Raw genomic sequence first — 13,698 nt, forward strand, 5'->3', positions numbered from 1 at the left:
CACGCCAGCCGGCAGCTAGGCCGGTGGGGGCATGGATAGCATTCACGAGAATGAGGTTTTGATGGCGGTACGCGGCGATATACGAAATGTGGCGATTGTGGCACACGTTGACCACGGCAAGACCACCCTGGTCAACGCCATGTTGCAGCAGTCGCACGTCTTCTCCGAGCGGGAGGAGGTGCCCGACCGGGTCATGGACTCCAACGACCTGGAGAAGGAGAAGGGCATCACCATCCTGGCCAAGAACACCGCCGTCAAGTACACAGGCCCTCTGGCAGCCAAGCTGGGGCAGCCCGACGGCATCACCATCAATGTTGTGGACACCCCCGGCCACGCCGACTTCGGCGGCGAAGTGGAACGCGGCATCTCCATGGTCGACGGTGTGGTCCTGCTGGTGGACGCCTCTGAGGGGCCTCTGCCCCAGACCCGCTTCGTCCTGCGCAAGGCCCTGGAGGCCAAGCTGCCCGTCATCCTGGTCATCAACAAGACCGACCGTTCCGATGCCCGCATCTCCGAGGTGGTCTCAGAATCCACCGATCTGCTCCTGGGTCTGGCTCAGGACGTGAGCGAGGAGGGGGTGGACCTGGATCTGGATTCCCTCCTGGACCTGCCGGTCATCTACTGCGCTGCCAAGGCTGGTAAGGCGTCCGTCAACCAGCCGGCCGACGGCGCTGTGCCAGACAACGACGATCTGGAGCCTCTCTTCGAGGCCATCCTGAATAACATCCCCGCCCCGGAGTATGAGGAAGGCGCCCCCCTGCAGGCCCATGTGACCAACATTGACGCGTCCGATTATTTGGGCCGTCTGGGTCTGGTACGCATCTACAACGGCACCCTGACCAAGGGCCGCCAGTACGGCCTGTCGCGTGTGGACGGATCCATTGAGAACTTCAAGCTGACCGAGATCCTGCGGACCAAGGGCCTGCAGCGCTCCCCAGTGGATGAGGCCGGCCCCGGCGACATCGTGGCTGTAGCCGGTGTTGAGGACATCATGATCGGTGAGACCATCGTCGACCAGGACGATCCCCGCCCCCTGCCTCTGATTCACGTTGACGACCCGGCCGTTTCCATGACCTTTGGCACCAACGACTCGCCACTGGCTGGCACCGAGGGCAAGGACCACAAGCTGACCGCCCGCATGCTCAAGGACCGTCTGGACCGCGAGCTGATCGGCAACGTCTCCATCAAGGTGCTGCCCACCGATCGGCCCGATGCCTGGGAGGTTCAGGGTCGTGGCGAGCTGGCCCTGGCCATCCTGGCTGAGCAGATGCGCCGCGAGGGCTACGAGCTGACCGTAGGCCGTCCCCAGGTAGTTACCAAGACCGTGGACGGCAAGGTTCAGGAGCCCATGGAGTCCGACACCATCGACGTGCCCGAGGAGTACATGGGCGCAGTTACCCAGCTCATGGCCGATCGTAAGGGCCGCATGGAGACCATGACCAACCATGGCTCCGGCTGGGTCAGGATGCAGTTCACCGTGCCATCCCGTGGCCTCCTGGGCTTCCGTACCGCCCTGCTGACTGCCACCCGTGGCACCGGCATCTCCTCGTCGATCTCCGCCGGCTATGCCCCCTGGGCGGGCGACATCAAGACACGGCAGAACGGATCCATGGTCTCCGACCGCTCGGGCAAGGCCAGCCCCTACGCCATGCAGAAGCTCCAGGCCCGCGGCGAGTTCTTCGTCAAGCCCCAGTCGCCCGTCTACGAGGGGCAGATCGTGGGCATCAACAACAAGCCCGGCGACCTGGACATCAACATCACCCTGGAGAAGCACATGACCAACATGCGTTCCTCCACCGCCGACGTGCTGGAGACCCTGACCCCGCCCATCGACATGAGCCTGGAGGAGTCCCTGGACTTCGCCAACGATGACGAGTGCGTGGAGGTGACCCCCGAGTCCATCCGCGTGCGCAAGATCATCCTGGACAGGGATGCCTGGTACAAGTGGAACGCCCGTCAGCGCAGGGCCAACAAGAAGTAAGCCTTCTCTCACAATCAGAACAGTGTGACCCGGCCGCCCCATGGTGACCGGGTCGGACTAGTCTTGAACCCATGAAGTCTCAGGTTTCCAAATCCAATGACCAGGATCCTTCCCATTTGGCGGAGGAGTCTGGTCAGACAAGTCCCCTCCGTTGCTTGCTGGGCCTGCCTATTGGCCTGGCGGTGGGCGTGCTGGGAACCCTAGTCCAGCGCTCCGGGGCCGCTCAGGGTCTGCCTTGGGGGATGGCCTTGGCTTATCTGCTGGTGGCTTTGGCCGCCTGGTGGGTCCGCAGCGACAGCGGCACCATGGGTCTGGCCCTGCATTTGGTAGCATCGACGGTCGTGGTTTGGTTGCTCTCCATGCGGGGGCCGGGTGGCGATGTGCTCATGCCTTATGCCAACTTCCCTACGTTCTTTGCCAAGTATGCGGTCTTTCTCTGGATGGGCGGGCTGGTCCTGATCCAGACCCTGGCCATTTGCTTGCCTGCCTCCTGGTTTGCTGACGGCCCCCTGCGTCGTCAGGGGCGATCCGCATGAGCCAGGTTCTATCAGGAACTTCGTTAACTCTGCCCGACCGAATACCCTTGCACTTCCTGGGACCCGAGGGGACCTTCACCCACCAGGCTGCCCTTGAGGCCAGCAACCTCATGGAGACAAGGTTGGGCTGCCAGGCGGATCTGAGGCCCTGTACGGATGCAGCTGCCATTGTGGCCGCCGTGGAGGAGGGCCGAGGCTGGGGAGTGCTGGCCTGGGAGAACAACGTGGAGGGCCATGTGGTGCCCAACATGGACGCCTTGATTGACGCTCAAGCGGTAGCGGGCTTCGGCATGGTCCGTCTGCCCATCGTTTTCGATGCCTTCGTCCGGGCCGACCATGGCACCCTGCGCCAGGTCGGCGCCCACCCTCACGGACTGGCCCAGTGCAAGGGCTTCATCCAAGAGACCGGCCTGAATCCGGTGACAGCCAACTCCAACGCTGCGGCCTGCCGTGATCTGGGCCCCGATCAGGTGGCTCTGGGTCCGCGCATCTGTGGGAGCCTCTACGGGCTGGAGACCTATCGGCGTGAGGTGCAGGACTATCAGGGGGCCCGCACCGACTTTCTTATGCTGGCACCCCGGGATCAGGCAGCCCGGCTGGCGCGCCGCCTGGCGCCGGGCGGGGATTTCGAGTCCATCGTCACCTTCATTCCCCTGAATACCGGGCCGGGCGTGCTGGCCAACCTGCTGGACCGTCTGCGCGATGCGGGCCTGAACATGACCTCATTCATGTCCCGGCCCATCAAGGGACACGACGGAACCTACAGCTTCGTAGCCAGCATCGACGCCGCACCGTGGCAGAAGGGTCTGCATCAGGTGCTGGCCGACCTGCTGGAAAGGGGGGACTGGCTCAAGACCCTGGCGGTCCATCCGCGCACCCCGCATCCAGCGCCCCCCATCCGTGAATGGATGCTGCCCAGGGCGGGGGCCTTCCGGGGTGAGGACCCCGATTCCGAGACAATCAGCAAGGAGTTGTTATGGTAGATGAATCCGCGCCCTTCCCACACTTGGATCTGTCCGGGCCCGAGCACATGCACCCGATAGCGGGCATGGCCGCCTCACCGGTGCTGACCTCGGCCCACAAGATCGCCGTTGCGGGACTGGGTCTGATCGGGGGATCGTTGGCCCGCCGCCTGGCCGCCCGGGGTCGGTTCGTGATCGCCTGGAACCATAACGACCGTCCCTATGAGCAGGCCCGCAGCCAGGGAATCCATTGCGTGGACACCCTGGAGGAGCTGGCCAAGGGCAAGCCCGACGTTCTGGTGCTGGCCACCCCCTTGCGGGTCATGCCCGACGTGCTCCAGGCCTTGGCCCCGGTGCTGACCCGTGGCACCACCCTCACGGACGTGGGCAGTGTCAAGGGTCCGGTCCGCAGGCAGGTCGAACAGGCCGGTCTGGCCGATCGTTATGTAGGCGCCCATCCCATGGCCGGCAGCGAGGGCTCTGGCTATGAGGACTCGGACCCGGCCCTCTTGGAAGATGCCCTTTGGGCACTCTGTGTCGATGAGCATACGGATTACAGCCGCTTCCTGACCGTGGCCGATATGGTCACCCAGGGGCTGGGCAACCGGCTGATCGTCCTGGATAATGCCACCCATGACCGGGCCGCGGCACTGATTTCGCACATGCCCCATGTGGTGGCCACCGCTCTGGCCAACATCCTGACGAGGTCGCCTGACCGTCGTGTGGCTTCGGCTCTGGCGGCCGGATCCTGGCGGGACATGACACGTGTGGCCCTGACCGATCCGGAACGGACCCGGGCCATGGTGGAGGAGAACGCCGACCAGGTGGCCGACCTTCTGGATGCCCTGGTCGAGAATCTGCAGGACATGGCTTCCCTCTTGAGGAATCCGAAGCCGGAGGCCGCTGAAAAGCGTAGGGACTTCTTTCTCCAGGCCGATCCCTTCCGGCGCTACAAGGCTGCCTTGGGCGACCAGGAGCAGATGCCCACAATTGATTTGGAACTGGATCCGCAGGAGGGCAACTGGCGGCAGGAGCTGCTGGATTCGGCCCTGCGCGGCGAGCAGGTCTCGGCCTTCCTGACCACCAGCAGGGCCCGCGTGCTGCACCCGCCGGTCATCGACTGAGATCCGGATGGTCCGGGCGGGGCGAACGGCGTTCCGGAACCGGCTTCAGCGCCACCATGTCTGCCGCCTGAAGGGTCACGCGCTCCCCGGGGCGTGACCCATTGGCCGCCGGATCCCTGTCCAGGATCAGCCGATGTCCGTCCCAGTCGACTACATGGCCCACGTAGTCGCGGAACTTTGGCCTTCCATCTTCCGGATTCAACCCCAGGGCAATCCTGACCACCAGACGTGCTCCGGCCGGTATGGTTGCTGGCAAACGCATGGCCATCCACCTCCTTCGTCAGTATCGCCTGCAGCTGCGACGAGGGCAAAAACGCCTAGACTGTATTGCACATACTGCACAGCTAAGCGAAGGGAGCACCCGTAGTGGACCAGGATTTGCAGGACTTTACCGACTATCTTTCCCGGGTGGCAGGCAAGAGTCCCAACACCGTGCGTTCCTACCGGGCCGACCTGGCGGGCTTTCTGCACCTGATGCATTTGCGCGGCATCGATGACCCTGCGCAGATCGACCTGGCCACCATCAGGTCCTGGCTGGCCCGTGAGGCAGCCACTCACGCCCGCTCGACCATGGCCCGGAAGACGGCCGCACTAAGGTCCTTCTTCGGCTGGTTGAGCAGGCACGGCCGGATCAAGACCGACCCCACTCTGGCCCTGAGCAGTCCCAAGCAGTCCGAGCACCTTCCACGAATCCTGACGCATGATCAGGCCCGCACCTTGATGGATACGGTTGACCAGGATCCAGTCGAGCCCAGGGAGGACGAGAAAGTTCAAGCGGCCCTGCAGGTGCGGGATGCGGCCATGCTGGAGCTGCTGTACGCCACGGGTATGCGTGTTGCCGAGCTTTGCGGACTTGACCTGGATGATGTGCATCGGCACAGCCGCACTGTGAAGGTCCTGGGCAAGGGTTCCAAGGAGCGGGTTCTGCCCTATGGCCTGCCCGCCGACCGCGCCCTGGATCGCTGGCTGGGGGAGGGGCGGCCGGTCCTGGCGGGCGCAACGGCTAAATCGGCCCGCAAGGCAGGTCAGGCCCTCTTCCTGGGTCAACTAGGCGGCAGGGTTGGCCAGCGGCAGGTTCGCAAGGTGGTTCATCAGGCGGCTGGTCAGGCTGGGGTGCCTGACATCGCCCCCCATGCCCTGCGGCACTCGGCCGCTACGCATATGCTGGATGGGGGAGCCGACCTGCGCGAGGTTCAGGAGATGCTGGGCCACTCCTCCCTGCGAACCACCCAGCGCTACACCCACGTCTCCATCGAGCAGCTGCGGGACCGGTACAGGCAAGCTTTTCCGCGGGCTTGAGATTCGGCAAGTGAGACGAGACTTGCTTTACGAAATATCTTCGTACCAGAATATGGCGTATTGTGGCTTACGCGTCTGTCAGGGATCTTTGAGGTTCGGTCATCCTAGTGTCTCTGGTTGCAGACGTGAAGTTGACAGTTAGTAAATATATGAATATTAGGGAGCAGCAGCAATGAAGAAGGGTTCACAGCTCACGCTCGTGTCCGCGACCATCTGTGCCTTGGCGCTTTTGGCAAGCGGCTGCGGTAGTGGTTCAGACACCAAGGGCGCTCAGCAATCGTCCAGCAGCCAGTCAGGCAACAATACCGTCGTTTCGGTCCATGGGTGTGAGCCGGCCAAACCACTCATTCCCAGCAACACAGTGGAGAGCTGCGGCGGGCAGGTGGTGGACGCCATCAATGCCAAGCTGGTCCGCTTCGACGACCAAGGCAAGGCCCACAATGATCTGGCCTCGGAGATCAAGGGCAACGACGACATGACCCAGTACAAGGTCACCTTGGTCGATGGGCGCAAGTTCTCGGACGGCACTCCCATCACGGCCCAGTCATTCACTAAGGCCTGGTCCTGGGCAGCCAATGTGAACAACGGCCAGCTGGGTTCCAGCTTCTTCGCCAACATCAAGGGCTATGACGATCTGCAGAAGCAGGGCGCGCCCGCGGATGGACAGCTGTCCGGCCTGAAAGTCGTGGACGACAAGACCTTCACCGTGGACCTCAGTTCGCCCTCGTCCACCTTCCCCATCCAGGTGGGCTACACCTCCTTTGCGCCGCTGCCCGAGTCCTTCTACAAGGACACCAAGGCCTATGGCGAGAACCCGGTCAGCTCGGGCCCCTACAAGTTCGATTCCTGGCAGCACAATACCATGGTCAAGCTTCGCAAGAACACCACCTACAAGGGCGATGTCAAGGTCCAGAACGGCGGCATCGACTACAAGGTCTACACCGACGTCGGTTCGGCATACTCCGATGTGCAGGCGGGCAACCTGGACGCGATCGATACCGTCCCCACCTCAGCCCAGAAGACCTTCATGACTGACAACTTGGTTCAGGGCTACAACAAGCCTGGTTCCGTCCTGCAGATGTTCACCATCCCTACCACCATGGAGCACTTTGGCCAGGACGAGGAGGGTCACCTGCGCCGTCAGGCCATCTCCATGGCTTTGGATCGCAAGATGCTGATCGACAAAGTCCTGGGTGGTCTGGGTGTGCAGCCCACTGATTTCACCGCGCCGGCCATCCCCGGTTACTCCAAGAACCTCAAGGGCTCCGATAATTTGAAGTACAACGCTAAGAAGGCCAAGGAGTACTGGGCCAAGGCCGATGCCATCAGCCAGTGGCCTGCCGACAAGAGCTTCCAAATGGTCTACAATGCTGACGGCGGTGCCAAGGATTTCTATGACGGCATGGCCAACTCCATCAAGAACACGCTGGGCATCAAGGCTGAGGCCACTCCTGTACCCACCTTCAGCGAGTTCCGTGGCAACGTTAACAAGCGCGCCTACAAGGACGCGGCCTTCCGGTCGGCCTGGTCACCTGATTATCCTTCTCCTGAGAGCTACCTGTTGAGCAACTTTGCCAGCTCGGCGGCTGACGGCAACGGGTCCAACGATGGCGACTATAAGAACCCCAAGTTCGATGACCTGCTGAAGCAGGCCGCAAAGGCCAAGGACACCAGCGAGGCCAACAAGCTTTTCCAGCAGGCTGAGGAGATCCTTCTGCAGGACATGCCAGCGGTTCCGCTCTACTACGCCAACAACAAGGGTGCCTCCGCCAAGAATGTGCAGGGATTGACTCTGGGCTGGAACAGCTATCCGAACCTCGCGGAGTTGTCTAAGAAGAAGTGATGATCGTGCCGAAAACAGCATAATCCGTCGTCGACCCGGCCGGATCCGCAGCAAAGCGGATTCGTGCCCGGGTCTTGTGTACTGGCGGCGGATTCGGGAAACCAACCAAAGGAAAGAGCAGCATATATGAAGAAGCAATCGGCCCTGACCATTGCCGGCGCCGGACTGTGCGTCATGGCGCTCACGCTGAGCGCCTGCGGCGGATCCGGTGGGTCCGACTCCTCAGCCAATAGTACCAACGGCGGCAGCTCGGATGCCGTCATCTCGTTCTTCAACCCTGAACCGACCAATCCTCTCATCCCTGGCATGACCAACGAAGTGGGGGGCGGCAACCCCATCGACCTCATGTTCTCCAAGCTGGTACGCTTCGACGACAAGGGCAAACCAGTCAACGAGATCGCCAAGCAGATCAAGGCCAATGAGGACAACACCCAGTACACCGTGACCATCAACGACGGCTGGAAGTTCTCTGATGGCACCCCGGTCACCGCACAGTCCTTCACCAAAGCCTGGTCCTGGGCGGCCAACATCGGTAACAAGCCGCTGGCCTCCAGCTTCTTCGCCAACATTAAGGGTTATGACGACCTGCAGAAGGAGGGCACCCCTGGCGAGGCCCAGCTGTCCGGTCTGAAGGTCATCGATGACAAGACCTTCACTGTGGATCTCAGTTCGCCCTCGTCCACCTTCCCCATTCAGGTGGGCTACACCGCTTTTGCGCCGCTGCCTGAGTCCTTCTATAAGGACACCAAGGCCTTTGGCGAGAAGCCAGTGACCGTGGGGCCCTACAAGTTCCAGTCCTGGGAGCACAACAAGTCCATAAAGCTGGTCAAGGACTCCACTTACAAGGGCGGTATCAAGGTCAAGAACGGCGGTGTTGAGTTCCGGTCCTACACCGATCCCACCGCGGCTTACCGCGACGTGCAGGCCGGCAACCTGGATGTACTCGACACTCTGCCCGCCTCGGCTCGCAAAACCTTCCAGACCGACAACACGGTCCAGGCCGTCAACGACCCGGGTTCGGTCATCCAGATGTTCACCATCCCGACCTACATGAAGCACTTCGGCCAGGATCAGGAGGGCAAGCTACGTCGCCAGGCCGTCTCCATGTCCATCGACCGAGCAAGCATCATCAAGAAGGTGCTGTCCGGAACCGCCAAGGAGGTCCACGACTTCACGGCCCCCGTCATCCCCGGCTATTCAACCAGCATCAAGGGATCCGACGTGCTCAAGTACAACCCGTCCAAGGCCAAGGAGCTCTGGGCCGAGGCCAACAAGATCTCCCCCTGGGGCGAGGGCGACACCTTCAAAATCGCCTACAACGCCGATGGTGCTCACAAGGAGATCTACGATGCCGTCACCAACTCCATCAAGAACGCCCTGGGCATCCAGGCTGCGGGCAACCCTCTGCCCACCTTCAGCGAGTTCCGCTCCAACGTGCAGAACGGCAAGTTCAATGACTCGGCCTTCCGCTCTGGCTGGCAGCCTGACTACCCCTCGCCTGAGAGCTATCTGTCGAGTAACTTCTCCAGCTCGGTATCCAACGGTAACACCTACAGGAACCCCGAGTTTGACGCCCTGTTGAACAAAGCAGCCTCCGCCAAGAGCATCGACGAGGCCAACAAGATCTACCAGCAGTCCGAGGAGGTGCTCTTCCGCGATTTGCCTGCAGTCCCGCTCTACTACCAGAACTCCAACGGTGTGGCCGCCAAGAACATCAAAGGATTTTCCTTCACCTGGAAGGGAACCCCCGCCTACTACAACATCAGCAAGTGAGGTGACGGGAGCTTGAATCCCACACCCCAAAACTGATACTGCCTGGGCCGGCGCGGGAGGATTTACTCCGCGTCGGCCTTGGTGTTTTTGCACCCCTGTTGAGGTGTGCTGGTAGACTCAAACAAGAATTTTTGCGGCGGCCCCGATCCCCATGCCGATCCCGGTCGCGGATGACAAAGGAGAATAGCCGATGGGTAAATATCTTCTGCGACGTATTCTGCAGATGATCCCCGTCGTTCTCGGCACGACGCTTCTGATATACGCGCTGGTCTTCGCGCTTCCTGGTGACCCTGTGGCCGCCATGTTCGGGGACAAGCCGGTCAATCAGGCCGTTGCCGCACAGATACGTTCGGAATACAATCTCGACAAGCCCTTCATCGTGCAGTACGTGCTTTTTCTGAAGAACGCACTGACCCTGAACTTTGGCAATACCTTCGCCGGTCAGCCTGTAATCAGCGTTATCGGCAGGGCCTTCCCAGTGACCATTAAGCTGGCCTTGATGGCCTTCGTCTTCGAGGGCATCTTCGGCGTGATCTTCGGCATCATCGGCGGCCTGACCAAGGGCAAGTGGTCGGACAACATCATCCTGGTCCTCTCCCTGCTGCTGATTTCGGTGCCTACCTTCGTCACCGGCTTCATTCTGCAGTACCTGTTCGGTGTTAAATGGCATCTGCTGCCAGCCACGGCCGGAGCGAATCCGGGCTTTATTGATTTGCTCATGCCGGCCATCGTGCTGGGATCCGTATCCATGGCCTCCATCATCCGTCTGACCAGGACGGAGATCACTTCAAACATTTCCGAGGATTACGTGCGCACGGCCCGGGCCAAAGGCATGAGCAACCGATCTGTCATCGTCCGGCATGTATTGCGCAACTCTCTGATTCCCGTGGTCACCTACCTGGGCGCCGACATCGGCGGACTCATGGGCGGGGCCATGATCACCGAGCGCATCTTCAATATCCAGGGCGTGGGCAACACCCTCTACCAGGCCATCCTGAGGGGCGAAGGCACCCTAGTGGTCTCCATCGTGACCATTCTGGTCCTGATCTTCGTCATCACCAGCCTCCTGGTCGATCTGCTCTACGCAGTGCTCGATCCGCGGATCCGGTATGCGTGAGGGAGAGGGACCGACTATGAGTGAAACGGCAATGAACGAGTCAAGCGAACAGAACGAAAGCCAGGCCCGCGTCTACTTCCCCGGCCCCCTGCCGGGGCAGGAGCGGTTCGTGGCCCCCATTGACGAGACGCCCCTGCGCGAGGTGGACTCGGTGGATGAGGACGTGCCGCCCACCAGTATGTGGGCCGACGCCTGGAAGACCCTGAGGCGCAACCCGCTCTTCATCATCTCTGCAATTCTGGCGATCGTGGTCATCCTGGTGGCCCTCTTCCCCAACCTCTTCGCCAAGCAGGACCCCATGGCCTGCAATCTTTCCAATTCCCTGGAGCCGGGCCGTCCGGGACATCCCTTTGGCTTTGACCTGCAGGGCTGCGATGTCTACAGCCGCGTCATCCACGGGGCTCGAACTTCGGTGGCCATCGGCATCATGACCACCATTCTGGTCACCGTCTTCGGCGGGCTCATCGGCGCAATTGCTGGATTCTTCGGGGGCTGGGTTGACGCAGTGCTCAGCCGCATCACCGACATCTTCTTCGCCATCCCCATGATTCTGGGAGCCATCGTGCTCCTGCAGATGTTCCGTACCTCCACCTCACTGTGGAAGATCATCCTGACACTGACACTCTTCGGCTGGGTCAACATGGCGCGCATCACCCGCAGTGCCGTCCTGGAGGCCAAGAACCTGGAGTTCAACACCGCTTCCACGGCCTTGGGCTCCACGCCCTTGCGCAACCTCTTCCGGCACATCATGCCCAACTCACTGGCCCCGGTCATCGTCATGGCCACCATGTCGCTGGGCAGCTACATCGTCTCGGAGGCTACCCTGAGCTTCCTGGGCATCGGCCTGCCCTCCACCGTGGTCTCCTGGGGCGGGGACATCTCAACGGCCCAGAGCCTGCTGACCACCAATCCCTCGGTCCTCTTCTATCCCTCCGCAGCCCTGGCCATCACTGTGCTGGCCTTCATCATGATGGGTGACGCGGTCAAGGATGCATTGGATCCCAAGAGCAGAACGGCCTGAGTGGAGGAAGCATGACTGAAGTAGACAAGAACATGACTACCAATCAGGAAAATCAGCCCTTGCTCGACGTACGGGACCTGCAGGTGGACTTCACCGCCGATGGGCGCACCGTTCATGCAGTTCGCGACGCCTCCTTTAACGTCTATCCCGGCCAGTGGGTGGCGATCGTGGGGGAGTCCGGCTCGGGCAAGTCCACCTCGGCCATGGCTGTGCTGGGTCTTCTGCCCGGTACTGGCAAGGTGACCGGGGGTAGCATCCGGCTTAAGGGCCGCGAGCTGGTGGGCCTGGACCGCAAGGACTACGAGGCGCTGCGCGGTTCCCAGGTGGGCCTGGTTCCGCAGGACCCCATGAGCAATCTGAACCCGGTCTGGCGCATCGGCTCCCAGGTCAAGGAAGCGCTGACCGCCAACCATATGGATGTCTCACGGGAGAAGCGCTCCCGGTTGGCAAAGGCCCTGGTTGGCGACGAAGAGGTGAAGGTAAAGAAGTCTGACGACGAGCTCTTCATCTCCTCCAAGGACCTGCCCGGTCTGCTCGAGGCTGCTCGCCAGGCCCTGAGTGATGCCGGGGTTGTCGACGTGGACAAGACCATGGAGGCCATGAAGGCCGAGTGGGATGTGGGCTCCGAGACCCGCTGGGGCGTGGCCAAGTCCCTGATCGACGCCGGTGTGGATGACGACAAGGCCTGGGAGCTGGCCAAGGAGCATGTGACCGGCTCGGACATGAATGACCGCATCGCCGGCCTGCTGTCGGAGGCTGGACTGCCTGAGGCCGCCACCAGGGCGCGGCAGTATCCGCATGAGTTTTCGGGCGGAATGCGTCAGCGTGCCCTGATCGCTATCGGCCTGGCCTCCCGGCCCGACCTTCTGATTGCGGACGAACCCACCAGCGCTCTGGATGTGACCGTCCAAAAGCGGATTCTGGACCACCTGCGCAGCCTGACTGAGTCCTTGGGCACCGCTGTGCTCTTCATCACCCACGATCTGGGTCTGGCAGCCGAGCGCGCCCAGCACATCGTGGTCATGTACAGGGGCCAGGTGGTGGAGTCAGGGCCCAGCCTGGAGGTCCTGCAGCACCCCCAGCACCCCTACACAAAGCGGTTGGTCCAGGCCGCGCCCTCGCTGGCCTCCCAGCGCATCATCTCCGCCAAGCAGCGCGGTCAGGATGCCGAGGGCCTGCTGGAGCATCACGTCAAGGGCGAGAGCACCCTGGAGCGCAGTGAGCATGTCATCACCGTGGAGCACCTGACCCGTGAATTCAGGCTGCCGCGGCGTAAGGAAATGTTCAAGGCCGTGGACGACGTCTCCTTCTCGGTCAAGCGGGGGACCACCCTGGCTATCGTGGGGGAGTCCGGCTCGGGCAAGTCCACCGTGGCCAACATGGTTCTGCACCTGCTCAAGCCCACCTCAGGTCGGGTGACCTACGAGGGCCAGAACATCGCCGACTTCGGCAGCCACCAGCTCATGGAGTTCCGTCGGCACGTGCAGCCGGTCTTCCAGAACCCCTACGGCTCCCTGGACCCCATGTACTCCATCTACCGCTCCATCGAGGAGCCCCTGCGCATCCACAAGATCGGCAACGCCAAGTCCCGGCAGAAGCGGGTCAGGGAGCTGCTGGACATGGTGGAGATGCCCGAGTCGGTCATGGGGCGCTACCCCAACGAGCTCTCCGGTGGACAGCGTCAGCGCATCGCCATCGCCCGGGCAATGGCACTGAATCCGGATGTGATCATCTGCGACGAGGCAGTCTCTGCCCTTGACGTGCTGGTCCAGGACCAGGTGCTGCGGCTGCTCAACGACCTGCAGGCCGAGCAAGGTCTGAGCTACCTGTTCATCACCCACGATCTGGCTGTAGTCAGGCAGATCGCCGACGAGGTGGTGGTCATGCAGCACGGCCGGCTGGTGGAGCACGCCACCACCGACGAGGTCTTCGACCACCCGCAGCGCCAGTACACCAAGGATCTGCTGGACGCCATCCCCGGCGGCAAGCTGCGCCTGGGTCTTGACTAGGTATCCTTTGTACAGACTCACAAGGAAATGAGG

At 61.9% G+C, this 13,698-nt stretch carries 11 protein-coding genes; 10 read left to right on the forward strand and 1 reads right to left on the reverse strand.

Going from position 1 to position 13,698, the window contains the following annotated elements; all coding sequences use genetic code 11:
* Positions 1-61: 61 nt before the first annotated feature.
* From typA to ACUIAI_RS02290, 4 genes are all read left to right on the forward strand, one after another.
* Complete coding sequence (gene typA, locus ACUIAI_RS02275) at positions 62-1,981, forward strand: translational GTPase TypA (protein ID WP_445342504.1); 1,920 nt, start codon at positions 62-64, stop codon at positions 1,979-1,981.
* 71 nt (positions 1,982-2,052) lie between these two features.
* Entirely contained in the window at positions 2,053-2,517 is a 465-nt protein-coding gene (locus ACUIAI_RS02280) for an alcohol dehydrogenase (RefSeq protein WP_445342505.1), read from the forward strand.
* Positions 2,514-3,500: a prephenate dehydratase domain-containing protein gene (locus ACUIAI_RS02285; protein ID WP_445342506.1), complete on the forward strand. Its 987-nt coding sequence runs from the start codon at positions 2,514-2,516 to the stop codon at positions 3,498-3,500. Before ACUIAI_RS02280 ends, ACUIAI_RS02285 begins: the two co-directional genes overlap by 4 nt.
* 65 nt (positions 3,501-3,565) lie before the next feature.
* Positions 3,566-4,603 carry a prephenate dehydrogenase gene (locus tag ACUIAI_RS02290; protein ID WP_445342797.1) on the forward strand — a complete coding sequence of 346 codons (1,038 nt, stop codon included), beginning with the start codon at positions 3,566-3,568 and terminating at the stop codon, positions 4,601-4,603.
* On the opposite strand, the gene ACUIAI_RS02295 is transcribed toward ACUIAI_RS02290, so the two are convergent.
* Complete coding sequence (locus ACUIAI_RS02295; protein WP_445342507.1) at positions 4,593-4,865, reverse strand: DUF6725 family protein; 273 nt, start codon at positions 4,863-4,865, stop codon at positions 4,593-4,595. The two genes, ACUIAI_RS02290 and ACUIAI_RS02295, sit on opposite strands and share 11 nt — an antisense overlap.
* Positions 4,866-4,969: 104 nt before the next feature.
* Between ACUIAI_RS02295 and ACUIAI_RS02300 the strand changes: the two genes are divergently transcribed.
* The 6 genes from ACUIAI_RS02300 to ACUIAI_RS02325 all read left to right on the forward strand — a co-directional run bounded on the left by ACUIAI_RS02300 (position 4,970) and on the right by ACUIAI_RS02325 (position 13,665).
* The gene (locus ACUIAI_RS02300; RefSeq protein ID WP_445342508.1) at positions 4,970-5,902 is read left to right on the forward strand and encodes a tyrosine recombinase XerC; all 933 of its coding nucleotides are present in this window, start codon (positions 4,970-4,972) and stop codon (positions 5,900-5,902) included.
* Positions 5,903-6,074: 172 nt separating this feature from the next.
* A complete protein-coding gene (locus ACUIAI_RS02305) occupies positions 6,075-7,745 on the forward strand; it encodes a peptide ABC transporter substrate-binding protein (RefSeq protein ID WP_445342509.1) in 1,671 nt (556 codons plus the stop codon).
* A 126-nt stretch (positions 7,746-7,871) separates the two neighbouring features.
* Positions 7,872-9,518 (forward strand): peptide ABC transporter substrate-binding protein, encoded by a 1,647-nt coding sequence (locus ACUIAI_RS02310; RefSeq protein WP_110412668.1) that lies wholly within the window; start codon positions 7,872-7,874, stop codon positions 9,516-9,518.
* A gap of 190 nt (positions 9,519-9,708) precedes the next feature.
* A complete protein-coding gene (locus ACUIAI_RS02315) occupies positions 9,709-10,635 on the forward strand; it encodes an ABC transporter permease (RefSeq protein ID WP_110412669.1) in 927 nt (308 codons plus the stop codon).
* Positions 10,636-10,666: 31 nt separating this feature from the next.
* A complete protein-coding gene (locus tag ACUIAI_RS02320; RefSeq protein ID WP_110412670.1) occupies positions 10,667-11,656 on the forward strand; it encodes an ABC transporter permease in 990 nt (329 codons plus the stop codon).
* Positions 11,657-11,667: 11 nt separating this feature from the next.
* Positions 11,668-13,665: a dipeptide ABC transporter ATP-binding protein gene (locus tag ACUIAI_RS02325; protein WP_445342510.1), complete on the forward strand. Its 1,998-nt coding sequence runs from the start codon at positions 11,668-11,670 to the stop codon at positions 13,663-13,665.
* Positions 13,666-13,698: the final 33 nt, after the last annotated feature.

It is taken from the genome of Bifidobacterium sp. ESL0827 (assembly GCF_052606685.1).